Source organism: Capnocytophaga gingivalis ATCC 33624, assembly GCF_000174755.1.
Taxonomy (GTDB): domain Bacteria; phylum Bacteroidota; class Bacteroidia; order Flavobacteriales; family Flavobacteriaceae; genus Capnocytophaga; species Capnocytophaga gingivalis.
In genome coordinates this window covers 24,180-50,776 of sequence record NZ_ACLQ01000019.1, presented here as the reverse complement: position 1 = coordinate 50,776, position 26,597 = coordinate 24,180, and the positions used below count along the sequence as shown (strand labels likewise).

Genomic DNA, 26,597 nt, shown 5'->3' with positions numbered 1-26,597 from the left:
TTTGTGCAAAAGTACAAAATAATTTTGATACTGTGTTCTCTTTGGAAATGATATTTTTTAAGAAAAACACAAGTTACTGAAAACAAATGTTTTAAATTACATCACTATGAAAAAGACGACAATTATTAATTATGGTGTAGGAGCTTTGATAGCTCTTACAGGCCTTACCTCTTGTGGAGGGGTATATACCGGTATGGGATATGACGATGGTATTTATGGAGATAAAGCACCTCGCCCTTCCTATGAAAGGGACGACTACGAGCGTACTCCACGTACTTATCGTGAACAACTAAACCAGAAGATAGCTGAGTATAAGGACTTTGAGCATCAGGCACAGCGTCTATCTCCTTCCTACACTCCTTTGACTAATGTAGATGGTTATCGCACAGATAGTTCCTCTCAGGCCCCTACTTACAATTCCTATGGCAGCTGGGGAGAGAATGCACGCCCCTCTCAGGTGAATGTCTATAACTACAGCGGTTGGGGCTCTCCTTACTATTGGGCTCTGGCGCTTGGGGAGGTTATTATTCTTCCTCCTACTACCCTCGTAGTGGCTGGAGCTGGGGTATCTCTCTAGGTTCTTATGATCCTTATTGGAGCTGGCGCTACTATGACAGTTATTACTATCCTTATTATTACGGGTATAACTACTATTACCCTTACTATTATGGATATAATTATTACTATCCTTACTATGGGTATAACTACTATTACCCTTATTATGGATATGGCTATTATTATCCTTCTTATCGCTATGATAGGGAAAATAATAATTACTATTACCAAGACCCTTATGGAAATACTTCTCGTAGGTACTCACCTACTAATGGACGTCGAGGAGATAGTAATCGTTATGACAACTATAACTATGATCGAGGTACTACCCGTTCTTATGACAACTCTTCCCGATCTTATCATGAGAATTATAACAATTCCTCAAGAGGGTATAACTATGGCAACTATAACAATAATAGTTATAACAATTCCTATGATAATTCTTCCCGCTCTTATCATGAAAGCAGTAGCTATGGAGGAGGAAATAGTGGAAACAGCGGGAATAGTGGAAATAGTGGAAATAGTGGCTACCAAGGTACAAGAAGAGATTATTAATCAATTATAAGTAAAAATAAATAGAAAATGAAAAAAAATATACTAACCATAGGTTTTTGTTTAGCAACTACCTTTGCCTTTGCCCAAAATCATACTGATGGATTGCGTTATTCTATGGAGGAACTCTCCGGAACAGCACGTTTTAAGGGGATGAGTGGGGCTTTTTCCTCTTTGGGGGGTGATTTTTCCTCTATCTCACAGAATCCTGCAGGGAGTTCTATTCTTACCAGAACGGAGTTGTCTTTTTCTGCAGGGACAGCCTTTACTGATAATAAGGCCACTCCCTTAGGCGGCACAGCGAATGGAAAAAATAGTATTTCTTCCAATGATGTGTATTTCAGTCAGTTTGGGATCGTATTCCCTATTCCTTTAGGTGATGAAGGATGGCGAAATATGACTTTTGCTTTTAACTATCAACAAACGAATAATTTCAACCCTAATGATTGGGGATATACCTATACTCCTGATAAAAACATGGGGGATTATTTTGTAAATAGAGCCAATGGTATCACCCAGCAGAATCTTTTTCTGAATAACTACTATAAGTCAGGAGGTCAATGGGTAAGAGAGTTTCAGGGATTGAACAATATCTATAGTCGCATGGGGAGAGCTCCTCAGCCTGAAAAATATCGTGATGCCTTGCTTGGATATACTGCCGGCTTGATTGGTCCTAAGACAGCTCCAGATGGAATCCCTCCAACAGCAACGGATTCAGAGGCTAATGCAGCTTTGAACGAAAGAGAATATAAGAAAAATATCTCCGATGGGGCTACTACGATGCGAACTATCAATCAATATAGCGAAGGAGGGGTAAACAAATACAACTTTAACTTTGGGGCACGCTATGATTTCTTTTCCTTTGGGATCAATCTTAACTCTCATAGGGTGGATTATAGGGTAGTTTCTGAGCAAAGAGAAGAATATCTTAACAATACTGCTAATATACGCTCGGCTGTTTTCCAAAATGACCTTAAAACTACAGGGAGTGGATTCTCTATGCAGTTGGGAGCTATCGCTGAGGTGTATGAGGGAGTGCGTATAGGTCTTAGCTATACTTCTCCTACTTGGTATACGCTACAAGATGAGACCTCACAGGCTCTGTGGACAAATACCTCTGACAATAGAACCTATCCCGCTACACCAAATGTAACTAATATTTACGAAAAATACCAATTCCGTACCCCTGGTGCTTGGACAGTGGGGCTTAGCTGGGTGTGGAACAAGCAGCTGATCGTAAGTGGGGATTATACCTATAAGGGGTATGGAAATATGCGCTTTACCACCGATAATCTCAGATCAGAAAATACTGTGATCCAAGATCTATTGGGCGATACTTCTTCCTTGCGTTTTGGAGCGGAATACCGCTTACCAGTAGGTAAAACAACTCATTTGTTCTTCAGAGCGGGAACACGCTATGAACAAAGTCCTTATAAAAGAAGTTATTTCAAAAACCTCGGTCAGGATCGTCCTATGGACGACCTCTATGGATTCTCTGGAGGGCTTGGCTTATCGTTCTCTGGATTGCGCTTTGACCTCTCCTATGACCGTGCTACACGAACCCACCAACAGGGACTTTACTATGCGACCAATAGTGATAGGGTACAGGTAGACAATACTTTGGATAACCTTTTACTCACCGTTTCTTTTAAGCTTTTTTAATTTGTTGATGTAATAGATGAAAAAGAGGCTACCTGAAAAGGGTAGCCTCTTTTATGTTTTTACTTATTATTCTTTGCCACCAAAAGCTTTTACATCTTTTATAGTGACATCTCCTTCGGAGAGGATTAGCAGGCGTTCCACTACATTTCTCAACTCTCGAATATTCCCTGTCCAATCATATTGCTGGAGCTGTTCTATAGCCTTGGGTTGAAATTTTTTACTGGTGGCTTGTTCCTCATTGATTTTATCCGTGAAATAGCTAACTAATAACGGAATATCATCTCGCCGTTGGTTCAGTGAAGGTACTTCCAAAAGAATAACGGCCAAGCGGTGATACAAGTCCTCTCGAAAGCGTCCTTCAGCAATTTCCTGTTTGAGGTCTTTGTTGGTAGCAGCAATTACTCGTACATCTACCGAAATATCCTTTTCACTTCCTACTTTGGTGATTTTCTTCTCCTGTAGGGCACGTAGCACCTTGGCTTGTGCCGAGAGGCTCATATCACCAATCTCGTCCAAGAAAATGGTACCCTTGTCTGCTGCTTCGAACTTACCTACTCGGTCTTTTACAGCCGAGGTGAAAGAGCCTTTGATATGTCCAAAGAGTTCACTTTCTATCAGTTCAGAAGGGATGGCGGCACAATTGACCTCTACCATAGGCTGTGAGGCACGCTCACTACCCTGGTGCAGAGCACGGGCAACGAGCTCTTTACCAGAACCATTAGGACCTGTGATGAGTACTCTTACATCGGTAGGAGCTACCTTTTCGATCATTGCTTTGATTTTTTGGATAGGAGCACTTTCTCCGATCATTATATCTGAGGCAGTGGTCTTCTTGGTTGTCTTCCCTGTAGCTTTGGGCTTTTCTTCCTCTTGGGGCTGGGGTGTCATAAGAGCATTACGTACAGTAGTGAGTAAGCGATTCAGGTCAGGTGGTTTGGCTATATAGTCAAAAGCTCCCATTTTCATCGCTTGTACAGCTGTTTCCAAGTCGCCATGTCCAGAGATCATCACTACCCTAAGGGTAGGGTAGAGCGCTTTAGCTTCCAAGAGTACTTCTAAGCCATCTTTCTTGGGCATTTTGATATCACAGAGCACCAAGTCATAGGCTGTTTCACGAATTTTCTCCATGGCTTCCTGACCATTGCTGGCCTCTGTTACCTCATAACTCTTGTCCTCCTCACTCAGGATACTGCCCAATACCCGTCGGATAGAAGCCTCATCTTCTACTAATAGTATCTTAGGCATAGGTTTTTATTTTACATCAATCACCAGGGGAAGTACAAACTCAGAGGATACATTTACTTGATTCTTCTTAGCTGGAATAATAGGAGGAAAATTTTCTGTTTCGCTCATTAACAATTCTCCTAAGGAGGGAAGAAGTTCTTTGGTTTTCTCGGACATTTCAACTTCTTTTACACTAATTATACCTTCGTTGTTGATCAGTAAGGTTACTTTAACTGTATCCGAAAGTGCATCACCGATGGCCAATTTTTGGCTGTTGAGCATTTCTTGGTAAAGCTTGGAAAGGTTTCCAGTGAAGCACTTGAGTTTTTCGTCCTTAGTGGCAATGTCCTCACACTCTTTGAAGGATGGATTTTCGTCCAGATCCTTTCCTAAGGCCTCAAAACGTTCTGCCGCCATTTTTTGTTCTTGCTCTTCCTGAGTCACTTCGGGTTCTGCAGGCTTACTCTCTTGGCAAGCATAGAGACTTACGCAGAGTATGGATAATAATATTTTTTCATAAAGCTATCTTTTTAGGGGGTAAAAATACAATTTTTTTTCTTTATATATTTTGTATGTTGAAAAAAGGTTTATCTGTAACCTATACTATTTTCTAACTAATTAAAAATCAATGCCTCCGTTGTCTTTTCCATCTCCTGTATTGGAAGTATCACCATTGGGGAGGGTTGCGTCGGGGTTGGAGGCATCGAAGCCATTACCACAGACTATATCTATTTTGGAGTTTTCCAAGAGCTTATCTCCTTCATAGAGTACTTTTTTCCCGTCCTTGTCGAGGGTTCTGGGTTTTACTTCTTTTCCCCTATAGAACATCTGGAGCACCATATCCTTACCTATATTATTGACATAGGTAATCTTTCCCACTTGGAACTTAGCGGATTTTAGGTTATCCTCAGCGGTAGAGAGTGGCATTTGTATCACATTGGGCACAGTGATCTTGCGATAATTGGCAGGATTGAGTGTTAGGTATATTTTTCTATCTTTTTTTACCTTTTCATTGGGTTCAGGGGTTTGGCTTACCACAGCATATTTGGGGAGATTTGGGTCATAAGCCGCTGAATCAATCACTTCATAGCGTAAATGATTTTTTTCTAACAGTTCCTGTGCTTCACTTAGGGTAAGGACTTTCTCTACTTTCCCTCCTTTTTCACTCATCTTGGGTGTTAGGTCAGGCACTACGACAAACTCGCCATGCCTTGTCCAGCTATCAAGCGAGAGAAGGGTAATATATATAAGCGCAAAGATCAGCAAGAAAGCTAAAAAAAGTTGAAATCCCCAGAAGCGAACATTCTTGTTCTGCATCAAAGAGGAGAGATAGGCTTTTATTTTTTCCATAACTTAGGTATTTTTACGTTTTTGATAAATTCTTTAGTTAAGCAAATGGTCAATGCACTCATGTACCTTGTCACTATTCCAGCGGGTGTTGCCAAATCCCTGAGCGACAACTTTATTATTCTGATCTATGATATACCCCGAAGGAATTTTTTCTGGGTCAAAAGGCATTTTCACTTCTTGAATAAGATAAGTGACCTTGAAAGTGAACTTTCGATCTTGTTGTTTCTGCTCTACAGGCTCAGGAAGCTCGTTAGTAATGATATAGAAATCAACCTTTTGGTGATATTTATTATAGAGTTTTTGTACCCCAATAAGGTCAGCTATACTCATAGCTCGCCATGAGGAAAAGAAATAAACAAACTTCACCTTACCATTTGAGCGAGTGAAGGGAAACTGCTTGTTATCCCTATCCTTGAGAGTCCAATCAGGGTCTATACTATATTGTTTGTCCTTGGGCAAAATCTCCACAGAGGATGCAAACAATCTCTGTAAGAGGATCTTGGATTCATAACCTAAGTTGGTTACGAAGAAGGAGGCAATAAAAGCAAAAAGCAATAAATTCAGAATTGTACGTTTCTTCATCAGTTATCGTTGTTTTTAGGGGCAAAGGTACATAAAAAAAATGGTACAGAGGCAAAAGATGTTAATCTTTTATAGGAATTTGTTTTGCAAAGGGGTGCTTTCTCAGGTAATATTCCAAAAGATGTGCTTTCTCTGGCGTGTGCTCGATAGGGAGAATGAGTTTTTGGAGGATTTTTTTCGAGAGCTGATAGTTCAGTTCTATGAATCCGTACCCTCTCAAGCGCCCTTCTTCTATGTAGATGACACTGCGCTCCTGAACACTACGCCCTTTATCCATGATGACAAAAGTTCTTCCTGTAAGTGTATAGTGCTCGAGGGCTTGATGTACTCTTTGGTTGTAATCCTCTACAGCTTCGTCGCCCATACAAGCCCCTGCACACTTACCTATAGAGTGGTTGTAACAATAGGTACGTGCCTGAGAAAAGCCATTAAGCTTGGTGCAGAGCTCATAGCGTTCGGTCATCTCAAAGAGTAGGTTAAGCCCCTCTTCCTGACTTTCAAAGATAGCCAAAGCCTCTTGTTTAGGCGTCCTTAATTCCACCGAAAGGCATAAGTAACCCCGCTTATCCTTATGAGAGACCAAGGCAAAGGGAAAGGTTTTTTTCTTCTTCTTTGTTTTGAAATGAACGGTTATGTGTTTGTGTTCTTCCTCCTGCTTGAGGGTTGCTATTAAGTCTGTCCCTGTAAGTTCATACATGACCTTTCCTACTTGCTGTTGTAGAAAAATATCTCTCTTTCCCTCACCTGTAAAGTGTTCATTGACACGTTTGCGGATATTCTTACTTTTGGACATATACAAGAGCTTTCCCTTCTTATCATATAGGTAATAGATTCCCAATTGGTTGGGTAGTCCATCGAGCATGGAAAGCAGATGCATGGGTAGGGGAGAGAGGTCTTGCTTGACAAACTCACTGAGGGCTATCTTTTGTGTATCCCTATCCAAAAGAAGCTTGAAAAGGTGTACTGTAGCCATAGCATCTCCATTGGCACGATGCCTATTGAGCAAAGGAATCCCTAAGGATCGGGTGAGCTTTCCCAGGCTGTAAGAAGGTTCATCGGGCAGTAGTCGCTGGGACATCTCCACTGTACAGAGAGTACTACGCTGATAATCAAAACCTAACCTGCGAAACTCTAAACTCAGTACTCGATAATCAAAAGAGGCATTGTGGGCAACCAAAATGCAATCTTCGGTAATCTCCACAATACGCTTGGCTACCTCATAAAACTTAGGTGCCTGACGCACTGTTTTGTTGGAAATCCCTGTGAGTCGTACCACAAAATCGTCTATTTTTTTCTCTGGATTGATCAGTGAGATGAAGCGGTCGGTCACCTTTTGTCCATCAAAACGATAGATAGCAATCTCCGTAATAGCCTCTTCTCCCATCTTTCCTCCAGTGGTCTCTATATCTATAATTGCGTACAAAGCTGTTTTTTTAGCGAGGGCAAAGTTAGTAAATCCCTATCGTAAAAACAAATTATTCCTCAGAAATAAAAAATATAAAAAAAGTATTATTATATGACAAAAAAATCATACCTTTGTAGCTTTAAAAAAATATTTATGCTAATTAAGATACTTGATAAGGAGTTCCGTCCCTATCTCTCAGCTCAGAGAATAGCTACAGAGGTAGAAAGGCTTGCCAAGGAGGTAGAGGAACAAATGCAAGGGAAAACACCCCTTTTCATCTCTATCCTCAATGGATCATTTATGTTTGCTTCGGATTTTATTCGCGCTTACCAAGGGGATTGCCAGGTGTCTTTTGTACGTTTTTCCTCCTATGAGGGACTACAAAGCACCCACAAAGTAAAGCAACTCTTTGGGCTTCCTTTTGATATAGAAGGGCGTGATGTAGTGGTCATAGAAGATATTGTAGATACTGGAAATACCTTGGAGGAAATATATAACTTCTTTGCGGACAAGAAGGTAGCATCCTTACGGATAGTAACTCTTTTCTTCAAGCCTGAGGCTTATAAGAAGGATTTGGCGGTACACCATATAGGATTCTCTATCCCAAACCGATTTATCGTAGGATATGGATTGGATTATGACGAACTGGGACGAAATCTCCCTGAAATATATCAATTAAATATAGAAAACATGAAGAATTTGGTTTTGTTTGGCAAACCAGGAGCTGGAAAGGGGACACAAGCCGCTTTCCTAAAAGAAAAATACGGATTGGTACACATCTCCACAGGGGATTTGTTCCGCCACCACTTAAAGAATGGTACCGAGTTGGGGGTATTAGCTCAATCCTATATGGACAAAGGTCAGTTGGTTCCTGATGAGGTAACCATCAAAATACTTCAAGAAGAAATAGAAAAGAACCCCAATGCAGGAGGCTTTATCTTTGATGGTTTCCCTCGTACCATTGCTCAAGCAGAAGCCTTGGATACTTTCTTGGCCTCCAAACAAATGTCCATCAGTGCTACCCTTGCCCTCGATGCGGACGATGAGGAGCTTATCAAAAGATTAGTAGAGCGTGGTAAAGTAAGCGGTCGCTCCGATGACCAAGACGAAGGCAAGATCCGCAACCGTTTTGTCGAATACAACCAAAAAACTGCTCCACTGATTGACTTCTATAAAAAACAGGGCAAATACCATCCTATCAATGGTATTGGCTCTATTGAGGAAATCACCCAGCGCCTCTCTAATGTGATAGATGTGTTGTAAGAAATATCTATAAAAACAAATCTCTAACCTTATGGTTAGGGATTTTTTTATTGTATATTGGTATAATTTATTGTATATTTGCCACTTGTTGACAAGCTACAAGAAATGTATTATAGGGGGGTATGAGTGCTAAAATGAAATGTAAGAAATAGTCTTATGAGTTATTATATAATAAAAAGTTACAGTAAAGATATTACGGAAGAGAATTTTATGTTGGAAATGATGGATCTTAAGGATAATCGTTGGTTAATCAATTATGGAATGCAATTAGAAGAATCCTTTGATTACATTAATTTTAAGATGTATGGAGAAGAAAAATTATTCTTTGATCAAGATATTATGACTCCTTATTTTGGGATTTACTTGTTAAGTGAAAGATTCCAAGATGTTATTTTGCAAAATTCTAAGATAAGTGAGGGGATACAATTATTGTCTTTTAAGCTCTTTAATACTGATGACAAAGAGATAAAACACAATTATAAGATTATCAACTTCCTACAAACAGAAGAATGTATTAATTGGGAGAAATCATACTTTAAGATAAGAGATGAAGCGAAGAAGAGTTATATTTTTCTTGATACTGTTTTTGATCCTTTGAAAATAGCTACACTTACCAAAGATTTGCTCTGTGTGGATAGTGAAAAGAGTATTTTTGTTTCTGAAGAAATAAAAAAGGAATGGGAGAAAATGAATTTGAATTGTCTTACTTTTTCGCCAGTAAGTTAGTTAAATAGGGGAGATATGTTGAATGGGTTACTAAAGTTTCAACTCTTTATCAATCAATGTAATGGAAAATAATTAGTACTTACCCGTTGTGCATTTCAAATAATAGAGGCTTTTAGATTGAGAGTTTCTCTATATAATATAAACTTATTCATGTGTTGTATCAATGTTAAAGATGTTATCTTGCTGATATCATTGTTTCAAATCCTTCAAAATAATTTTGCATAATTGAAAATTAAAAATATGAAAAATCTCAATATAAATATAAGATGTAATATTTATATAGTTCTCCTACTATTTTTATGTTATAATAGTGTATTTGCTACAACAGCTTTTGTTGCGATGCCTGGTACAGGAGGGCTTAGTATTTCTACCCCGCATTATATAATTGCTTTTTTTAGAACAATTCCATATTCATTGGCACAATCTCTGTTTTTTGAAGACATAGATATTCCTTTTCTATTCAAGACCTATTTTTATATTTCTATATTGTTATATATCCTTATTCCTTATTTTTTGTATAAGGAAAAGAAAGGGAAACCCTATTTTTATCATTATGATATAGAAGATAAAACCTATTTTATATTAATAGATGTAATAATGCTTCTTTTATATGCTCCTTTGTTACTTATAGGGTGTATGATGTTTTCTTTTTTTTCTTTATTCAATATCATTCCTTTATTTTTATTTGTTTTAGGGGTAAGAATATACCAATATAGAAAGAAATTGAACTTTATAGTAAAGTTCAATTTCTTTCAAAAGCATAGAAGATAATATTTGGGGAGGTACTTTTAGAAATCAATAGGACAATTCTAAAGCTTTAAGAATGGCATTAGCATTGCGATAGGTGATTTGGATTACACGAGGGACGGTAACTTTAGGGTAATTGGAAGGATTGAGAGTTAGGTTTTTCTATCTTTTTTACTTTTTCATTAGGTTCTGGACTTTGACTGAATTTTCGAAGGAAAGAATATTTATTCCTATTAGAGATAGTATTGATATTGATAAGTAGAATAAAGATTACAAAGAAGATCCCCACAAGTATATATGAGTTGCTTGTGGGGATTTACTTTAGTTATACCTCGTATTTGAGGTTATTGATGATAAAATCTTGACGTTCGGGAGTGTTGTTCCCCATATAGAAATCTAATAATTTCTCTATATTCATGGCCTTATCCATCATCACAGGGTCAAGGCGCATATCCTGACCAATAAAGTGCTTGAACTCATCAGGAGAAATTTCTCCAAGTCCTTTGAATCGAGTGATCTCTGGGTTTTTGAGCTTTTCTATGGCAGCAATACGTTCTTCTTCTGAATAACAGTAGATAGTTTCTTTGCTATTGCGTACACGGAATAGGGGTGTTTGTAGGATATATACATGTCCTTCCTTAATCAGTTCGGGGAAGAACTGAAGGAAAAAGGTGATGAGTAGCAGGCGAATGTGCATCCCATCTACATCGGCGTCGGTCGCAAGAACGATATTGTTGTACCGCAGATTTTCTATGGAATCTTCTATATCCAAGGCCGCTTGTAGGAGGTTGAACTCCTCATTCTCATAGACAATTTTTTTGGTTTTTCCAAAAGAGTTCAGCGGCTTTCCACGTAGGGAGAATACTGCTTGAGTATTAGCATCGCGCGAGGTGGTGATAGATCCCGATGCAGAGTTTCCCTCAGTAATAAAGAGGGTACTCTCAAGGGCTTTTTCATGCTTACTATCAGTGAGATGAATACGGCAGTCACGTAACTTTTTGTTATGTAAACTTACTTTTTTAGCTCGATCACGAGCAAGCTTGCGAATGCCGGAAAGCTCCTTACGCTCTCGCTCTGCTTGAAGGATTTTCTTCTGGATTTCTTCGGCAATCTCTGGCTGCTTGTGTAGGTAGTCATCCAAGTGCTTTTGTACGAAATTGGTGATATAGGTACGCACCGTAGGCAAGCCATCTCCCATTTCAGTGGAACCAAGTTTTGTCTTAGTTTGACTCTCAAAAACAGGTTCCATTACCTTGATAGAGATAGCCCCAATGATAGACTTACGAATATCCGAGGCATCGTACGGTTTGTTGTAATAGTTGCGCAAGGTGGCTACAATAGCTTCACGGTAGGCAGCTAAGTGAGTACCTCCTTGAGTGGTATTCTGTCCGTTGACAAATGAGTAATATTGTTCGCTGTATTGGCTTTGGCTATGAGTAAGAGCAATTTCAATATCTTCCCCTCTGAGGTGGATAATAGGGTAAGCAAAGTCTTCCTCATTGTTATCCTCCAAAAGCAGGTCTTTTAGTCCATTCTCAGAGAAGAATTTTTCTCCATTGTATACAATTACCAGTCCTGGATTCAGGTAGGTGTAGTTTTTAAGCATTCTCACTACATACTCTGAGCGGAATTTGTAGTTCTTGAAGATGGTGCCATCAGGGACAAACTCTACCAAGGTACCTCGTCTTTCATTGGAGGCTTTCAAGGGAGATTCTTCCTGTAGGACTCCTAAGGAGAAGGAGGCACTTTTCTTCTGTCCATCGCGCACAGAAGCCACATAGAAGTAGGACGAAAGCGCATTGACTGCTTTGGTACCTACCCCATTGAGCCCAACCGACTTTTTGAAAGCGCGAGAGTCATATTTTCCTCCTGTATTCATTTTTGAGACTACATCTACTACCTTGCCTAAGGGAATACCTCGCCCAAAGTCACGTACAGAAACCTTGTTGTCCTCTATACGTACCTCTATCTGCTTGCCAGCTCCCATGACAAATTCGTCAATGGAGTTGTCAATGACCTCTTTCAGTAGGATATAGATCCCGTCATCGGCAGAGGAACCATCGCCGAGCTTCCCTATATACATTCCAGGGCGCATACGTACATGCTCCTGCCACTCGAGGGTTTGTATATTATCGTCTCCGTATTCAGTAATGGGTTTGTTAAAATCTATGGGTTCCATGTGTGTTTTTAAGGGTTATAAAGGGATAATGTTTAATCGTTTTTTGTAATTATTAGAAATAATAGGATTCTCTATTTCAAACTTTCTTTTTTTGCTTAGTTCTAAAAAGTCTTGTTCCTTATCTATACCTACAAACTTTCTGACTAACAAATTAGCCGCAATACCTGTAGTTGAACTTCCTGTAAAAGGGTCTAATATCCAAGCGTTAGTTTGGGTAGAAGCTAAAATAAGTCTTGTAAGTACTGATAAGGGTTTTTGAGTGGGGTGTTTGCCACACGACTTTTCCCAAGGAGCAATAGCAGGGAAACGCCATACATCTTTCATTTGCTTATTGCCATTCAGCTGTTTCATTAGTTCGTAATTGAAGTAATGAGGTGTTTTTTCCTCTTTTCTTGCCCAAATGATTTGCTCAGTAGAATGGGTAAAGTACCTACAAGAAAAGTTAGGGGGTGGATTGGTTTTCTCCCAAGTGATAATATTGAGTATTTTAAAACCTAATTCTGTAAGTATTTGCCCTACAGAAAAGATGTTATGCATCGTACCACTAATCCAAATAGTAGCCTCTTCTTTCATCACTTCGCGTACTAAAGTAAGCCATTGCCTATTAAAATCATTTACAAATGCTATTCCTTTTGATTTATCCCAATCTCCTTTATCAACGCTTACAATCTCGCCATTATTTACAGTAAGTCCTCCGTTTGATAAAAAATAAGGAGGATCTGCAAAGACCATATCAAACTTACGATGAAACTGTGGTAACAGCTCCATCGTATCTCCGTGAAGGAGGTAAAATGATTTGTCTTGAGATTTGAAATAGGGGGTAAGCATTATTCAGGAACAGGTAAACCTAATTTTATTAATGGAATATACTCAAAGAAATAATAACAATGTACACTATGAATATAGTCTAAAACATCTTTGTATTCGGGCTTTCTAAACCAATCACTTAATAGATAAATGTATTCTACTTCTATATTTGCTTTTGATAAAAGTTTTTGGTATTGTTTTCTTTTAAAATCACAAGTTTGCAATTTTTCATCTACTGACCCTGCTACTTGTTGGAATTTGCATTCAATTATGAATAATGTATTTGCTATAATTACAAATATACTATCATCGGGTAGTAATCTTTTAGAAATTAATTGTTTCCAATCAATATCTAACTCTTTTAGGAAATCATAGAAACCGTATTTTTTAAAAATTCTTCCGACAAGTTCTCCTTTGTAAAAAACATTATTTTCTTTTACTTCATAACCTTTTTGAGAGTTTAGAAATTCTGCTAAATCAGTTTTACCTTCAAAAGCTAAACCTGTTTTTGTATTTCCTCCTCCTCTTCCTCCGTAAATCATATAGTTAAAAAATTATTAGTATAGTTGTTAATTAATAATTCATTTAATACCCCTCGTTTTTCAGAGTTAGCATTGATACTTCTCTTAGCTAATACGCGTTTTATCTCAAAATCAGCATATAGGATGTCAAAAAAATGATTATTTTTGTCTTTCCCTCTCACATCTGAATTACTGAGTATCCAATAGTGATTCAGGTTGTCTAATTTTTGGCAGAAATCTCTTAATCTAATTTGTTCGTTATCGTCAAAATTGTCTTTTGCATAAGCATTGAAGTTAGAGGTCTCGCTCAAAGGTTTGTAAGGAGGGTCAAAATAGAATAAAGTATTTCCTTCTGTGTAATGAATAGTTTGCTCGAAATCACCACATATAATTTCCACCTTTTGCAATGCTTTACTTACTGCTAAAATGTTTTCTTTATCGCAAATCATAGGTCGTTTGTAACTACCTATAGGCACATTGAACTCATTTTTACTATTTACACGATACAAACCATTGAAACAAGTGCGATTTAAGAATATAAATAAGGCTGATTGCCTTAGTTTATCTTCACTTCTACTATTAAACAAGGCTCTTTTTTCATAATAGTATGCTTTTTTAGCCTCTTGTTGATCTTCTAAAGCGTGGTATTCTCTTTGTAACCTCTCAAGAATAATAATTAAGGAGTCAGGTTCTTCAATAATGGTTCTATAAGTATCTATCAGTTCTTTGTTAATATCATTGATAATTGCTTTCTTCATATTAGGAAACTCACTGAGCAGCCAAAATAGGACAGCACCACTCCCTACAAAAGGTTCTATGTAGGTAAATGGTTCTTTGAAAACAATCTCAGGTAAATTGTTTTTAATTTGTTCGATCAATTGTGTTTTACCTCCTGCCCACTTTAGAAAAGGTTTGGCTGTATAATCTGTTAGAGACATTTTTTAATTTTGTAAAATATTTATTTGTATATATTTAGAAGGGAAATAGAATCTTCTTCTCTTTGTAAAAGGCTTTTTATTAGACAAGGCAAAGGTATAATTTTTTCTTTCTTTACCAAAATAAAATAATTCACAATGGCATGATATATTTTTGTATCTTTGCAAAAAAATTGATCTCAATGAAAATACATATTACCAATGAAACCAATCGCCTACGAGCGGTTGTCTTGGGTACCGCTCAGAGCAATGGTCCTACCCCTACTGCCCAGGAGGCATATGACCCTAAGTCCTTAGAACACATACTTGCGGGTACTTATCCAGTTGAGGCTGATATGGTTACTGAAATGGAGGCTTTTGCTCAAGTACTCACAAAGTATGGGGTAGAGGTATATCGCCCTGAACTTATAGAGGACTGTAACCAGATTTTTACCCGTGATATTGGCTTTGTCATAGAAGACAAATTCATCAAGGCTAATATCCTTCCAGAACGTGAAAATGAGTTCCAAGCCATTGAGTACATCATAAAGCAAATCCCAGCAGCTTCCTATGTAGTACCTCCTACACAGGTACATATAGAAGGGGGTGATGTGATGCCTTGGAATGAGCATATTTTAGTAGGAACTTACAAAGGATCTGATTATCAAGAATATAAAACTGCTCGTACCAATATGGCTGGGGTAGAATTTCTCAAAGAGTTGTTCCCCAACAAGATAGTGAAAGAGTTTGACTTAGTCAAGTCCAAAGATCCTCGAGACAATGCTCTTCACTTGGATTGTTGTTTCCAACCAGTAGGTACTCACCAAGGGATTATTTACAAGGGTGGTTTCCGTCAGGAGGCGGACTATGAGTATCTGGTAGAACTTTTTGGGCGTGAAAATCTCTTTCATATAGAACGAGAAGAAATGTATCAGATGTTCAGCAATGTCTTCTCCATAGCACCAGATGTAGTGGTGACAGAACGAAACTTTACTCGCTTGAATGAGTGGCTTCAGGACAATGGGTTCACTGTAGAGCGGATTCCATATGCAGAAATCTCTAAACAGGAGGGGCTTCTACGTTGTTCCACTCTGCCACTATTAAGAGATTAATCCATACATTCTAATCTCACTTATATATTTATGGAAATAAAGCATTTTTGGTACAAACTCTATGCTAAACAAGGGCTACTATATAAGCTTTTTTTGGCAATAGTTGTAGTGGCTGTGATTGTCCTTCTTCTGCCCAAAGGGAGCAAGTTCTCTTATGAGTTCCAAGCGGGTAAACCATGGCTACACCCTTCCTTATATGCTCCCTTCGATTTTACCCTGAAGAAGACCAATGAGGAATTGGCTCGGGAAAAAGAACTAATTAAGGAGCAATCACCTACTTATTTCTTTAAGGATACTACCCTTCTGGGGGCTGCCCGGAAGAATTACTACCAGAAAGCACTTTCTTATTTCGCTACAGTGGAGGCTTCTCAGCGAGAAAAACTCTTACAAAAAGGGGAAGATTTCTTAAAAAAGGCCTATCATCATGGGGTTTTCTACTCCTCTCAGGAGGTTACTGATAAGAAGATATTCTTGGTAGAGGGAAATGAGGTGTTTACTTTTAGTATACATGATTTCTTCTTTCTCAATCAGACCAAGGATGAAATTCATAACTATTTCAAGGGGGCATTTTACCAAGAGCATTTGGATACTTATTATGCTATCTTCTCGGAAGTGATCCTGCCAAATATATTCGTAAATGAGCATTTTACGCAGCGAGCACTGGAGGAGAACCTCAAGAGGATTGTCCATTCGCGTGGGGTGGTAAAGCAAGGACAGCTGATTATAGAAAAGGGACAGCTCGTCACAGGAGATAGGCTCACGATGCTTGTCTCTTTACAGAAGGAATATGCACTAAATAGTTCGGAGAATCTTACAATATTCTCCCTTATGGGGTATGTCCTTATTGTGGCTATGTTGGTGAGTATGATCTTGCTTTATTTGTATCACTTCAAAGAGGAAATGTTCACCAACAATAATATAGTGACACTTATATTCACCACAGTATTGCTTTTTGTAGCAGGTGTTTCGTGGACAGCGAGGATCAATGCAGATTATATCAATGCACTGCCTATATGTATTTTTCCTATAGTGATGAAAGCCTTTTTTGACCAGCGTGTAGGAATGTTCCTATACATAATCACGTTGATTCTTATTGGCTTTATTGTGCCTAATAGCTTCCAATTTATCTATACCAATGCGATTGTAGCAGGCGTACTTCTGCTTGATACTAAGGGGATGCATTATAGAATCAATCTTTTTATGATGATTACCTATATAGTGGTAGCTTATATAGTGACATATCTATGCCAACTGATGATCTCTACCGGCAGCTTACGGGATATTCATTACCCTACCTTGGGGCTTTTTATTCTTAATGGTTTCTTGACGCTCTTCGTACAGCCTCTCACATATCTGTATGAAAAAATATTTGGTTTGGTATCCAATGTCTCTCTGCTGGAGCTTTCCGATACCCATAATAAGTTATTGAGGGAGCTTTCAGAAAAGGCACCTGGCTCTTTCCAACATTCTTTGCAGGTGTCCAACTTAGCCGAGGCCAGTGCATTGGCTATTGGTGCTAATGCGATGCTGGTGAGGGTAGGGGCTCTTTATCACGATATAGGAAAGATGAAAAATCCTCTCTACTTTACTGAAAATCAGAAAACATCTGTCAATCCACATGATGAACTCACACCTGTAGAGAGTGCCAAGATCATCAAAAACCATGTCATAGATGGGATAGAAATGGCTCGAGCGAATAATATTCCTGATCGTATCATCGATTTTATCCGTACTCATCATGGCAATAGCTTGATTTATTATTTCTACAAAAAGCAAATAGACTCCGGAGAATCTTTTGCTGAGGAAGATTTTCGCTATTCAGGACCTATTCCTTTCTCTAAGGAAACGGCTATTCTGATGATGGCTGATTCGGTGGAGGCCGCCTCTAAGAGTTTAGTCAATCCTACCACTGATGCCATTGATACCCTAGTGGAGAATATCGTAAAAAGACAGATAGAAGAACGTCAGTTTCTCAATGCAGATATTACTTTCAAGGATATTGAGAAGATCAAGAAAGTTCTTAAGGAAAAACTCTTTAATATATACCACTTAAGAATTGCTTATCCTAAGTAGTTTTACAGAAAAAAGAAGAACGAAGAGAGAAGAATGAAAAACAATGAGTGTTTTCTTGGGTACATTTTTCACTTTTCATTCTTTTTGAAAAAAACAAGAGGCTGTCCCCCAAAAACAGCCTCTTGTTTTATTTTTCTATTTGCTTATTCGAAGTAATGATAATGGCGAACAATATTCATCTCTTTGTCCAAAGGCTTTCCTTCTTCTATAAAGTCATAGAGGGCTGTAGCTGTATAAGGAGCTAAGAGAGCTCCATGTGTTCCCAATCCGTTAAGTATGAATAAATTTTTATACTTGGGGTGTACTCCCACTAAAGGACGGCGATCCCTTACAGTAGGGCGAATTCCAGCTACTTGTCCTGTAATATGATAGGGGCAGGAAATGAGCTGGCGTAGCTTCTGTTCTAGGATTTCTCTACCTCCAGAAGTAGGGGAGGGGTCTTTGTCATCATTGTCATAGGTAGTCCCTATTTTGAAGGCATTTCCTCCTAAGGGAGCAATAAAGCCATCGGACTTCACTACACCCTCCAATTGTAGCATATCTGCTTCAAAATTTAACAATTCTCCTTTACTGCCAACCATAGGTAAGGCCCTAAAGAAAGGGTTTTCTACCATACCATATCCTTCGCAGAAGACAATACGCTTGGCTGTAATTCCTCTATATCGTACCCCTTCTTCTAAAAATTCTAAGGCATCATAATCAAATTTTTCTTCTAAAAGCTTCTCTTCCTTGAGTAGCTTTTCCCTATAGGCAGGAATCAAAATTCGGGTATTAACCATGCCTGTATGTAGCACTTCTCCTACACCAAAAGGAGTTTTTATGTAAGGAGATACCTCTTGTAAAATATCTGTGGAGAGGTATTCTGAGAGAATAGGCTTATCGGAGGCTACAAACCAATTATTTTTTTCTTCGACAGAGGTGAATTTTCTCAACACGCGTACCTTATAGAGAAAAGAGGTCTGTAATTTTTTCTCTATTTCACGGAAGAAAGGTAAGAGTAAGGTCATCTGCTCCTGAGCTTTCCATACAGGAGTGAAGCGCTTGAGAATTATAGGATTGAACATAGCCCCTGCAACGGTGGTTACAGGAGCAGGATTATCATTGAATACAACAAAGGATTTCTGGTTTTTCTCAAGCAAGTGTACCAAAGAGCTACCTGCAAAACCAAATCCTACAATAATATAATCTTTCATTATTGATTTTGAGGTTGGTATTTATTTGATTTTTCTGTGAAGTAGATGATATTCCACCAATCCGTCTATAGGCTTACGAAGGATTTTACCTATCTTGAGGTTGTTCTGAGCGAATACTTCTTTTACAATATCTTGTAAATAGAAAGCGATACTTCCTACAAAATTGATAGGTACTTCCTTACGAGCTTCATATTGTACCACCCAGTGATCAATAAAGAGTTGCAGTCCTTCGCGGATAATTTTCTGACAATAATCATCATTTTTGTTCTCTACCAAGAAGCGTGCAAAAGTAGCTAGATAACTATTAGGATTAGGTAATTTGTATAGATGAGACTTGATAACATCGGAGTTGAGCTCATATTCATGTTCGAACTTGTTTCTGAGGTGCTCTGGCATAATTTTGAAATAATAGTCTACAATTAGCCTCTTTCCAAAGAAGTTCCCACTACATTCGTCCATAAGGGAATAGCCCAAAGAATCCACTGCTTGGTGGAGTTTTTTTCCATCCCAGTAAGAACAGTTAGCTCCTGTTCCTAAGATTCCTACAATGGCCTTTTCTCCGTCAGCAGTGGTAGCGTGTACAGCGGCATAAGTATCCTCCTTAACTACAATAGTAGCATTGGAGAAAAAGCGTTGTAAAATAGCGTGAAGGAAGGTACACAAGCGCTCTGTACCACACCCCGCTCCATAGAAATATACATGGCGGGCACGCTTACGGTTATCATTGAGTTGCTCGTTAGTAGTGAGTCGCTCCATAACAATTTCCTCGGTAAGTACCTCTGGGTTAAGACCAAGAGTCTGGGTGCCAAACTCTTTCATTCCTTTTTCGTTCAGTGCTGTCCAATCGGCTTTGGTAGCACCACTATCTACTATAAAAATCATTTTTAAAAGTATTTAGTTAATTATATCTTATTTGATTTAAAAAAAAGACGCATGTTTTTTTCTTGAAAGCATACGTCTTTTTAATAAATTATAGAGAGGCTACATGTTGAGCTAAATCTACCAATTTGTTAGAATAGCCAGCTTCGTTATCATACCAAGAAACTACCTTGAAAAAGTGATCGTTAAGCTCGATACCTGCTTTTGCATCATAGATAGAGGTGTTGGTACAGCCTACAAAATCTTGAGATACTACAAGCTCTTCAGTATAACCTAAGATATTTTTAAGTTCTCCTTCGGAAGCTTTCTTCATAGCTTCGTTGATTTCTTTAAGAGAAGTTGCTTTTTTAGTCTTCACGGTCAAATCCACTACAGAGACATCGGCAGTAGGTACACGGAAGGCCATACCAGTGAGCTTACCATTGAGTTCAGGGATTACTTTACCTACCGCTTTGGCTGCACCTGTAGAAGAAGGGATAATGTTGATAAGAGCAGAGCGTCCTCCTCTCCAGTCTTTTTTAGAAGGGCCATCTACAGTAAGCTGAGTAGCAGTAGTAGCATGAACGGTAGTCATAAGAGCTTCTTCTATACCAAAACTGTCATTGATAACTTTAGCAATAGGAGCCAAACAGTTGGTAGTACAAGAAGCGTTGGATACGATAGTATCGGTAGCTTTTGCGCTCTTATGGTTTACTCCCATTACGAACATAGGTGCATCAGCAGAAGGGGCAGAGATTACCACTTTCTTAGCTCCTGCATTCAGGTGTGCTTGCGCTTTTTCCAATGTAGTGAAAAGTCCTGTACATTCGAGAACTACATCTACTCCTAATTCATTCCATTTTAGGTTGTTAGGATCTTTTTCAGCAGTGATACGAATGGTTTTTCCATCTACTACAAGGTTTCCATTTTCTGTTTTTACTTCTGAAGGGAAAGTACCATGAACAGAATCATACTTAAGCAAATAGGCAATATAATCTACTTCTTGTAGGTCATTGATTCCTACTACTTCTACATTGGCACGTTTTGAAATAGCTCTGAAAGCTAAGCGGCCAATACGTCCGAATCCGTTGATTCCAATTTTTAATACTGACATAAATTTTAGTTTTTTAATTATTATAAACGATTAACTTATTTGTGTTCTCTTGAGGATAATTTCTTGGACAACATATAGATACCTATCACCACGAGGATAAGCCCTGCCATGAGTACATATTGTTCTTGAAAGTATCGATATTCCTTTTTGGACTGTAGGTAAAGCAGTGTCACACCTATAATCATCAGGGTATAAGCAACGGTATTTGTTTTCTTTAAAAAGCTCATATTTTTCTCTTATGAGTGAATGCGTAATAACTCCTTAGCCAATTCTATCATTCGCGGGTCTCCAGTATGTTTCTTGGGTTCATCCGATAGCTTAACGGTCTTGACCCACTCGTGGTCGGAGGTAAGTACTTCGGTCAGCTTCATGACAATATTCATAGGGCGCAAACCTACATCATTGGTAAGGTTGGTGCCTATTCCAAAGGAGAAGCCTATTTTACCTCGGCAAGCCTTGGTGATGGCCTCTACCTTTTCAGGAGTGAGTCCATCAGAGAAAATGATATATTTGGAAAGGGGGTTGATGCCAAACTTCTTATAGTGCTCTATGGTTTTGTTGGCAAACTCAATAGGATCTCCACTATCGTGGCGAACGCCATCGAAGAGCTTGGCGAACTTAGTGTCGAATTGTTTGAAGAAAACGTCCGTAGTGTAAGTATCAGATAGAGCTACTCCTAAGTCTCCTCTGTAGACATCCACCCAATGCTCTAAGGACATTGCATTGGACATTTTGAAGCCATATTCGGCGGCATGGAACATGAACCATTCGTGGGCGTGGGTACCAATAGGTTTTACTTGGTACTTCATAGCAAAGTGTACATTGCTACTTCCGGAAAAGTTGTGTCTGTGTGATTTGGTTAGAGTACGCATCACTACATCGTGTACATGATACGAATGCCTTCTTCGCGTGCCGAACTCAGCAAAAATAACATCCAAGGATTCATAATCATGTATCTTGTGGGAGGTCACCTCCTCTATCTTCTGATCGTCCCAAGCTACTGCATGAGTGAGCTTATAGTAGAGCTCACTGATAGTTGCCAAAAGAGGAACTTCCCAGAGAATAGTCCTATACCAATATCCCTCTACACTTACTTTAAGCTCAGTTCCTTCCTGTGAGATATGGACTTCAGAAGGGTCATACCTATATCCTTCCAAAAAGTCAATATAAGCAGGATTCAGGTAAGGACAAGAGGCTTTTAAGAATTTTTTTTCTTCCTTAGAGAGTTTTAGCTGGCTCATATGATTGACTGCTTCTTGCATGGCTTTGGCAAAACCCTCGGGAAACTCATGCCCTCCTCGATTGATAAACTCATACCGCCCTTTTACTGCAGGAAAAAGTTTTACTACTGCACACTGCATGGTGAACTTGTAGAAATCATTATCTAAAATAGAATTGAATATAGTGAAAGAGTCTGTTATTCCCATAATTGTCAATTATTTTTTACTTTTAAAACCACACAAAGTTAAGCATTTATTTTTGAATAAAAAACATTTTCCTAAAATATTTTTCCTATACATTTGTAATATATTGAAAATCAATTTAATAAATAAAATAGTAAAAAAATCATGCAAAAAAGTAAGATTTTTCTTTGTAGTGTATGGAAAATGTTGTACCTTTGCACCCGAATTCAACAACAGGTTGGTTCATTTGGAGAAATGGCAGAGCGGTCGAATGCGGCGGTCTTGAAAACCGTTGAGGGTAACACCTCCGGGGGTTCGAATCCCTCTTTCTCCGCATAGTGCATAATGTTTAGTAACAAAAAGAGGTTGTCCAAAAAGCAATCTCTTTTTTTATTGCCTTAGGATAGGCTAAGCTACTTAGTACTCCCTAAAAATAAAACAGCCTGAGAGGATTCTCTTCTCAGGCTGTATAGTTTTACTAAGGCTTATTTTACTTTTTATCAAGGATATTTTTAATTCTCTTATAGTTTTCTATATCATTGATAGCTAAGTATATATTTTTGAGATTTTCTAAAACTTCCTTGTTAGGATTTTTAGCATTGTTCTTGACATACTCATTGAGGGATTCAGCTGCTAATCTGAATAGATTGTCTTTGTTGTCCTTCAGCTCATTGTATCGCTTGATGTCTTCTGCTGTATTTCCAAGAGCATTCATTTGGTCTACTAAGCCATTGGCTTCTTCGGTATAAGTGAAAGCGTAGTTCAGTGCAGCATCGGCATTATCAGGAGCCAATTTGAGTGTTTTTTGGAAAAATTTTCTTGCCTCAGCAGGTTTTCCCTGTTGTAGACTCATCACCCCGATATTATATTGTACATAAGGATTCTCAGGCTGAAGGTCAGCTGCTTCTCTCATAAGAGATTCGAACTTAGCATGATCTCCTAATTGGTAGTGTACATTGGCCTCCTGTATGATTAGTTCAGGATCCTTAGGGTAGTTCTTACGAGCAAAAGCAAAAGCCTTGAGTGCTTCTTCTTTGTTGCCTTGTTCTACATATAGGTAAGCAATCTTACGGATAATTTCTCCTTTTTTAGAAGGTACTTTCTCTTGAGATGGATTGGTGTAGTTCCCTGTCTTCATCTTCATATCACGGGTATTCTTATCTACCGATTTTTCTACCAATCCTGTCTCTTTGTTTTTAGCTGTATAGAGTGTTTCTGCACCATCATATTTAAGGTCTTTTAGCTCTAAGAAAAACTGTAGAGCCATCTCGCTTTCTTTTGCTTGAGTAGCATATTCTGCTGCATTGTATAGGAATAGGGTATCCTTAGGGCTAAAACGATATACCTGTTCGAAGGCAATAGCTGCATTCTTGAAGTCGTTATTTTGGTAGTATTCTTGCCCTTTATCTGCAGCCAAACGAGCTACATTAGCTGTTAGGCTTTCTAATTCAGCAGGAGTCTTTTTCTCTATCTTTCTTGCTTCCGCCAAAGCCTCGGATGCCTCTTTGAGAGAAGTAGTTACATCTTTTCCAGCAAGCGCTTTTTTGATTCCTAATTCTCCCTTTAAGTAATAGTATTCTGCAGTGCTTTTTTTAGTAGAGAGAGCAACTCTTTTGTTGCTTTCTAATAGGCGTTCTGCTTCTGAGAAATTATCCTTTTCAATGGCTTTCTTTATCTCTTTAAGTTCTTTCTTCTGAGCAAAAGAAGTAGCCACCAAAAGTGATGATGCTATTAATAAAACACTTTTTTTCATTGTAACTTAATTTTTATATTTAACTTATAATTATTTATTCTTCTGTTGGGTTTTCTATCTCTTCGGTAGTATTTTCATCCTCATCTTCTTTCATAACCTTTGCTACTGCGGCAATAGAGTCATTTCCTTTGATATTGATAAGGCGTACTCCTTGGGTAGCACGTCCCATCACACGGAGTCCACTTACAGGGAGGCGAATAGCCATACCCGACTTATTGATAATCATCAGATCGTCTTCTTCCAAAACTGACTTGATTGCTACCAGATTACCTGTTTTCTCTGTGATAGAAATAGTCTTGACTCCTTTTCCTCCACGGTTGGTAATACGATATACTGCTTCTCCTGTCTCTGGTTCATCGATAAAGGTACGCTTACCATAACCATTCTCGGAAACTACCAATACGGTTTCTTCCAGAGGATTTTCTATGGCAATCATTCCGATTACCTCATCTTTGTCACTATCCAAAGAGATACCTCGTACTCCAGAGCCACTACGCCCTACAGCTCTCACCTTGTCCTCTGGGAAGCGAATAGCCTTTCCAGACTTGACAGCTAGCATGATTTGGCTGTTGCCAGAGGTAAGACGTGCTTCTAATAGCTCATCATCTTCTTTGATAGTGATGGCAACGATACCATTCTGGCGTGGACGTGAATATTGTTCTAAGCTGGTTTTCTTAATAATCCCTTTTTTAGTAGCCATGATGACATAGTGACTATTGGTATAGTCTTTTTCCTTGAGGTCATGGGTACAGATGACTGCCTTAACAAGGTCATCGGGTTCGATATTGATAAGGTTCTGTATGGCGCGTCCTTTGGTATTTTTACCTCCTTCAGGAATCTCATACACCCTGAGCCAAAAACACTTACCTTTCTCTGTAAAGAACAGCATATACTGGTGGTTGGTACCTATGAACAGATGCTCTATGAAGTCCTTATCACGAGTAGCAGAGGCTTTTTGTCCTACACCACCACGTGCTTGGGTTTTGTATTCATTGACAGAAGTACGCTTTATGTAACCTGCGTTGGAAATGGTAATAACCACTTGATCATCAGGGATAATATCCTCAATGGAGATATCACCCCCTGCATATTCTATGACAGAACGACGTTCGTCTCCATATTTGGATTTTATTTCCAAGAGTTCTTCTTTGATAATCTCGGTACGGCGTTCTTTGCGAGCAAGGATATCTTCCAAATCAATAATTTGTGCTAATAATTGCTCATATTCTTCTTTGGTTTGAAGGATTAATAGCTTATTGATACGACGTAGCTGTAAGGCTAAGATAGCTTCAGCTTGTATTTCGGTAAGCTCGAACTCGGTCATCAAATCCTCTTTGGGCTTGTCATGAAAACGGATGATTTCAATAGCTTTCCCCATAGTGTCTTCTGTGGCCATCACCTTCATGAACCCTTCCAAGATATGGATACGTTCTTTGGCTTTTTTGAGCTCATACTCAGTACGTCTGTATACTACATCGTGGCGATGTTCTACAAAGTGATATATTAAGTCCTTGAGGTTCAGTTGCTGAGGGCGTCCATTGACCAAGGCAATATTATTGACACTGAAGGAGGATTGTAATGCTGTGTGTTTGAAGAGGTTATTCAGCACTACGTTGGGAATAGCATCTTTTTTGAGTTCATATACGATGCGCATTCCTCCTTTACCTGTTTGATCTACGATATCGGCTAGGCCTTCGAGTTTGCCTTCTTTGACAAGGTTCGAAGTCTGTTCACGCATCGTCTCTGGGTTCACTTGATAGGGAACTTCAGTTACGACAATACAGTCACGACCATTAACTTCTTCAAAATGAGCCTTGGCGCGGATTACTACACGTCCACGTCCAGTCTTGAAGGCTTCTCTTACTCCATCATAGCCATAGATGATTCCACCTGTAGGGAAGTCAGGAGCCTTGATATATTCCATAAGTTCATCGATGGTAATATCTTGATTGCCAAGATAAGCAATTATACCATCAACTACTTCAGCAAGATTATGAGGTGGCATATTGGTAGCCATACCTACAGCAATACCCGAAGACCCATTCACCAGTAGGTTAGGGATGCGGGTAGGCAATACAGTAGGTTCGAGTAGGGTATCGTCAAAGTTCAGGCTGTGATCTACTGTTTCTTTGTCGATATCTATCAGCATATCCTCGGCCATTTTTCTCATTCTCGCCTCGGTATAACGCATAGCTGCAGGAGAGTCTCCATCGATAGAACCAAAGTTACCTTGCCCATCTACAAGCATATAGCGCATGTTCCACCATTGTGCCATACGTACCATTGTGTCATATACGGAAGAATCGCCGTGTGGATGGTACTTACCGAGTACTTCCCCTACGATACGGGCTGATTTCTTATGAGCGGTGTTGCTACGTACGCCAAGCTCGTGCATTCCAAAGAGTACACGACGATGTACAGGCTTCAGCCCATCGCGTACATCGGGCAAAGCTCTTGAGACAATCACTGACATTGAATAGTCAATGTAGGCTGTCTTCATCTGGTCTTCTATGTTAATAGGAATGAGTTTTTCTCCTTCAACCATTGTAAAATTTACTTTTTATTTCAAGGTGCTAATTTACGACCTTTTTTTGATATGAAAAA

General features: G+C 38.8%; 24 protein-coding genes and 1 tRNA gene. 9 read left to right on the top strand and 16 right to left on the bottom strand.

Annotation, left to right across the window (positions count from 1 at the left end; translation table 11 throughout):
* The first annotated feature begins 106 nt into the window (after window positions 1–106).
* The 3 genes from CAPGI0001_RS13495 to CAPGI0001_RS06510 are packed head-to-tail and all read left to right on the top strand — an operon-like array spanning window position 107 to window position 2,769.
* Window positions 107–577, top strand: a complete 471-nt coding sequence (locus CAPGI0001_RS13495) for a hypothetical protein (RefSeq protein WP_002668317.1) — start codon at window positions 107–109, stop codon at window positions 575–577.
* Window positions 481–1,110, top strand: a complete 630-nt coding sequence (locus CAPGI0001_RS13490) for a hypothetical protein (protein WP_345908477.1) — start codon at window positions 481–483, stop codon at window positions 1,108–1,110. Before CAPGI0001_RS13495 ends, CAPGI0001_RS13490 begins: the two co-directional genes overlap by 97 nt.
* Window positions 1,111–1,137: 27 nt before the next feature.
* The gene (locus tag CAPGI0001_RS06510; protein WP_002668455.1) at window positions 1,138–2,769 is read left to right on the top strand and encodes an OmpP1/FadL family transporter; all 1,632 of its coding nucleotides are present in this window, start codon (window positions 1,138–1,140) and stop codon (window positions 2,767–2,769) included.
* Window positions 2,770–2,835: 66 nt separating this feature from the next.
* Here the strand turns inward: CAPGI0001_RS06510 and CAPGI0001_RS06505 are convergent, their stop codons facing one another.
* From CAPGI0001_RS06505 to CAPGI0001_RS06485, 5 genes are all read right to left on the bottom strand, one after another.
* Entirely contained in the window at window positions 2,836–4,014 is a 1,179-nt protein-coding gene (locus CAPGI0001_RS06505) for a sigma-54-dependent transcriptional regulator (protein ID WP_002667950.1), read from the bottom strand.
* Between the two features lie 6 nt (window positions 4,015–4,020).
* Window positions 4,021–4,410, bottom strand: coding sequence for a hypothetical protein (locus CAPGI0001_RS06500; RefSeq protein WP_248601306.1), 390 nt, complete (start codon window positions 4,408–4,410; stop codon window positions 4,021–4,023).
* Window positions 4,411–4,611: 201 nt separating this feature from the next.
* Window positions 4,612–5,343: a PASTA domain-containing protein gene (locus CAPGI0001_RS06495; RefSeq protein WP_002668543.1), complete on the bottom strand. Its 732-nt coding sequence runs from the start codon at window positions 5,341–5,343 to the stop codon at window positions 4,612–4,614.
* A 33-nt stretch (window positions 5,344–5,376) separates the two neighbouring features.
* Complete coding sequence (locus tag CAPGI0001_RS06490) at window positions 5,377–5,925, bottom strand: TlpA family protein disulfide reductase (RefSeq protein WP_002668157.1); 549 nt, start codon at window positions 5,923–5,925, stop codon at window positions 5,377–5,379.
* A gap of 61 nt (window positions 5,926–5,986) precedes the next feature.
* Entirely contained in the window at window positions 5,987–7,348 is a 1,362-nt protein-coding gene (locus CAPGI0001_RS06485) for an exonuclease domain-containing protein (RefSeq protein WP_002668240.1), read from the bottom strand.
* Window positions 7,349–7,483: 135 nt separating this feature from the next.
* On the opposite strand from CAPGI0001_RS06485, the gene CAPGI0001_RS12770 reads away from it, so the two are divergent.
* The 3 genes from CAPGI0001_RS12770 (at window position 7,484) to CAPGI0001_RS06470 (ending at window position 10,090) form a co-directional block, all read left to right on the top strand.
* The gene (locus tag CAPGI0001_RS12770; protein ID WP_002668425.1) at window positions 7,484–8,593 is read left to right on the top strand and encodes an adenylate kinase; all 1,110 of its coding nucleotides are present in this window, start codon (window positions 7,484–7,486) and stop codon (window positions 8,591–8,593) included.
* Window positions 8,594–8,749: 156 nt separating this feature from the next.
* Window positions 8,750–9,319 (top strand): Imm43 family immunity protein, encoded by a 570-nt coding sequence (locus CAPGI0001_RS06475; RefSeq protein WP_002668580.1) that lies wholly within the window; start codon window positions 8,750–8,752, stop codon window positions 9,317–9,319.
* A 240-nt stretch (window positions 9,320–9,559) separates the two neighbouring features.
* Window positions 9,560–10,090 carry a hypothetical protein gene (locus CAPGI0001_RS06470; protein WP_040359850.1) on the top strand — a complete coding sequence of 177 codons (531 nt, stop codon included), beginning with the start codon at window positions 9,560–9,562 and terminating at the stop codon, window positions 10,088–10,090.
* A gap of 301 nt (window positions 10,091–10,391) precedes the next feature.
* Here the strand turns inward: CAPGI0001_RS06470 and CAPGI0001_RS06465 are convergent, their stop codons facing one another.
* Genes CAPGI0001_RS06465 through CAPGI0001_RS06450 form a run of 4 tightly spaced genes read right to left on the bottom strand, consistent with a single transcriptional unit; the run spans window position 10,392 to window position 14,511 of the window.
* Window positions 10,392–12,245, bottom strand: coding sequence for a DNA topoisomerase IV subunit B (locus CAPGI0001_RS06465; protein ID WP_002668274.1), 1,854 nt, complete (start codon window positions 12,243–12,245; stop codon window positions 10,392–10,394).
* Window positions 12,246–12,260: 15 nt separating this feature from the next.
* The gene (locus CAPGI0001_RS06460; protein ID WP_002668486.1) at window positions 12,261–13,073 is read right to left on the bottom strand and encodes a DNA-methyltransferase; all 813 of its coding nucleotides are present in this window, start codon (window positions 13,071–13,073) and stop codon (window positions 12,261–12,263) included.
* The gene (locus CAPGI0001_RS06455; protein ID WP_002667967.1) at window positions 13,073–13,594 is read right to left on the bottom strand and encodes a PD-(D/E)XK nuclease superfamily protein; all 522 of its coding nucleotides are present in this window, start codon (window positions 13,592–13,594) and stop codon (window positions 13,073–13,075) included. The genes CAPGI0001_RS06460 and CAPGI0001_RS06455 overlap by 1 nt, the downstream gene beginning before the upstream one ends.
* On the bottom strand, window positions 13,591–14,511 hold the full coding sequence (locus CAPGI0001_RS06450; RefSeq protein ID WP_002668117.1) for a DNA adenine methylase: 921 nt from the start codon (window positions 14,509–14,511) through the stop codon (window positions 13,591–13,593). Before CAPGI0001_RS06450 ends, CAPGI0001_RS06455 begins: the two co-directional genes overlap by 4 nt.
* A gap of 179 nt (window positions 14,512–14,690) precedes the next feature.
* Here CAPGI0001_RS06450 and CAPGI0001_RS06445 point away from each other — a divergent pair, with 179 nt between their 5' ends.
* A complete protein-coding gene (locus CAPGI0001_RS06445; protein WP_002668538.1) occupies window positions 14,691–15,599 on the top strand; it encodes a dimethylarginine dimethylaminohydrolase family protein in 909 nt (302 codons plus the stop codon).
* Window positions 15,600–15,629: 30 nt separating this feature from the next.
* Window positions 15,630–17,672, top strand: a complete 2,043-nt coding sequence (locus CAPGI0001_RS06440; protein WP_002668363.1) for an HD family phosphohydrolase — start codon at window positions 15,630–15,632, stop codon at window positions 17,670–17,672.
* Between the two features lie 143 nt (window positions 17,673–17,815).
* Here CAPGI0001_RS06440 and CAPGI0001_RS06435 read toward each other — a convergent pair whose 3' ends face one another.
* The 5 genes from CAPGI0001_RS06435 to pncB all read right to left on the bottom strand — a co-directional run bounded on the left by CAPGI0001_RS06435 (window position 17,816) and on the right by pncB (window position 22,264).
* A complete protein-coding gene (locus CAPGI0001_RS06435) occupies window positions 17,816–18,865 on the bottom strand; it encodes an NAD(P)/FAD-dependent oxidoreductase (RefSeq protein WP_002668559.1) in 1,050 nt (349 codons plus the stop codon).
* A 21-nt stretch (window positions 18,866–18,886) separates the two neighbouring features.
* A complete protein-coding gene (locus CAPGI0001_RS06430) occupies window positions 18,887–19,747 on the bottom strand; it encodes a hypothetical protein (RefSeq protein ID WP_002668451.1) in 861 nt (286 codons plus the stop codon).
* An 88-nt stretch (window positions 19,748–19,835) separates the two neighbouring features.
* Window positions 19,836–20,837, bottom strand: a complete 1,002-nt coding sequence (gene gap / locus CAPGI0001_RS06425) for a type I glyceraldehyde-3-phosphate dehydrogenase (RefSeq protein ID WP_002668264.1) — start codon at window positions 20,835–20,837, stop codon at window positions 19,836–19,838.
* 35 nt (window positions 20,838–20,872) lie between these two features.
* A complete protein-coding gene (locus CAPGI0001_RS06420; protein WP_002668395.1) occupies window positions 20,873–21,064 on the bottom strand; it encodes a hypothetical protein in 192 nt (63 codons plus the stop codon).
* Between the two features lie 9 nt (window positions 21,065–21,073).
* On the bottom strand, window positions 21,074–22,264 hold the full coding sequence (gene pncB, locus CAPGI0001_RS06415; RefSeq protein WP_040359847.1) for a nicotinate phosphoribosyltransferase: 1,191 nt from the start codon (window positions 22,262–22,264) through the stop codon (window positions 21,074–21,076).
* Between the two features lie 225 nt (window positions 22,265–22,489).
* On the opposite strand from pncB, the gene CAPGI0001_RS06410 reads away from it, so the two are divergent.
* Window positions 22,490–22,574, top strand: a tRNA-Ser gene (locus CAPGI0001_RS06410).
* Between the two features lie 156 nt (window positions 22,575–22,730).
* Here the strand turns inward: CAPGI0001_RS06410 and CAPGI0001_RS06405 are convergent.
* Entirely contained in the window at window positions 22,731–23,993 is a 1,263-nt protein-coding gene (locus CAPGI0001_RS06405; RefSeq protein ID WP_002668087.1) for a tetratricopeptide repeat protein, read from the bottom strand.
* A gap of 34 nt (window positions 23,994–24,027) precedes the next feature.
* On the bottom strand, window positions 24,028–26,538 hold the full coding sequence (gene gyrA / locus CAPGI0001_RS06400) for a DNA gyrase subunit A (protein WP_002668351.1): 2,511 nt from the start codon (window positions 26,536–26,538) through the stop codon (window positions 24,028–24,030).
* Between the last annotated feature and the right edge of the window lie 59 nt (window positions 26,539–26,597).

Excerpts from the sequence above, each read along its gene's own strand:
- CAPGI0001_RS13495 (WP_002668317.1), top strand. The coding sequence starts at position 107 with ATGAAAAAGACGACAATTATTAATTATGGTGTAGGAGCTTTGATAGCT.
- CAPGI0001_RS06510 (WP_002668455.1), top strand. The coding sequence starts at position 1,138 with ATGAAAAAAAATATACTAACCATAGGTTTTTGTTTAGCAACTACCTTT.
- CAPGI0001_RS06505 (WP_002667950.1), bottom strand. The coding sequence starts at position 4,014 with ATGCCTAAGATACTATTAGTAGAAGATGAGGCTTCTATCCGACGGGTA.
- CAPGI0001_RS06500 (WP_248601306.1), bottom strand. The coding sequence starts at position 4,410 with ATGGCGGCAGAACGTTTTGAGGCCTTAGGAAAGGATCTGGACGAAAAT.
- CAPGI0001_RS06495 (WP_002668543.1), bottom strand. The coding sequence starts at position 5,343 with ATGGAAAAAATAAAAGCCTATCTCTCCTCTTTGATGCAGAACAAGAAT.
- CAPGI0001_RS06490 (WP_002668157.1), bottom strand. The coding sequence starts at position 5,925 with ATGAAGAAACGTACAATTCTGAATTTATTGCTTTTTGCTTTTATTGCC.
- CAPGI0001_RS12770 (WP_002668425.1), top strand. The coding sequence starts at position 7,484 with ATGCTAATTAAGATACTTGATAAGGAGTTCCGTCCCTATCTCTCAGCT.
- CAPGI0001_RS06475 (WP_002668580.1), top strand. The coding sequence starts at position 8,750 with ATGAGTTATTATATAATAAAAAGTTACAGTAAAGATATTACGGAAGAG.
- CAPGI0001_RS06470 (WP_040359850.1), top strand. The coding sequence starts at position 9,560 with ATGAAAAATCTCAATATAAATATAAGATGTAATATTTATATAGTTCTC.
- CAPGI0001_RS06465 (WP_002668274.1), bottom strand. The coding sequence starts at position 12,245 with ATGGAACCCATAGATTTTAACAAACCCATTACTGAATACGGAGACGAT.
- CAPGI0001_RS06460 (WP_002668486.1), bottom strand. The coding sequence starts at position 13,073 with ATGCTTACCCCCTATTTCAAATCTCAAGACAAATCATTTTACCTCCTT.
- CAPGI0001_RS06455 (WP_002667967.1), bottom strand. The coding sequence starts at position 13,594 with ATGATTTACGGAGGAAGAGGAGGAGGAAATACAAAAACAGGTTTAGCT.
- CAPGI0001_RS06450 (WP_002668117.1), bottom strand. The coding sequence starts at position 14,511 with ATGTCTCTAACAGATTATACAGCCAAACCTTTTCTAAAGTGGGCAGGA.
- CAPGI0001_RS06445 (WP_002668538.1), top strand. The coding sequence starts at position 14,691 with ATGAAAATACATATTACCAATGAAACCAATCGCCTACGAGCGGTTGTC.
- CAPGI0001_RS06440 (WP_002668363.1), top strand. The coding sequence starts at position 15,630 with ATGGAAATAAAGCATTTTTGGTACAAACTCTATGCTAAACAAGGGCTA.
- CAPGI0001_RS06435 (WP_002668559.1), bottom strand. The coding sequence starts at position 18,865 with ATGAAAGATTATATTATTGTAGGATTTGGTTTTGCAGGTAGCTCTTTG.
- CAPGI0001_RS06430 (WP_002668451.1), bottom strand. The coding sequence starts at position 19,747 with ATGATTTTTATAGTAGATAGTGGTGCTACCAAAGCCGATTGGACAGCA.
- gap (WP_002668264.1), bottom strand. The coding sequence starts at position 20,837 with ATGTCAGTATTAAAAATTGGAATCAACGGATTCGGACGTATTGGCCGC.
- CAPGI0001_RS06420 (WP_002668395.1), bottom strand. The coding sequence starts at position 21,064 with ATGAGCTTTTTAAAGAAAACAAATACCGTTGCTTATACCCTGATGATT.
- pncB (WP_040359847.1), bottom strand. The coding sequence starts at position 22,264 with ATGGGAATAACAGACTCTTTCACTATATTCAATTCTATTTTAGATAAT.
- CAPGI0001_RS06405 (WP_002668087.1), bottom strand. The coding sequence starts at position 23,993 with ATGAAAAAAAGTGTTTTATTAATAGCATCATCACTTTTGGTGGCTACT.
- gyrA (WP_002668351.1), bottom strand. The coding sequence starts at position 26,538 with ATGGTTGAAGGAGAAAAACTCATTCCTATTAACATAGAAGACCAGATG.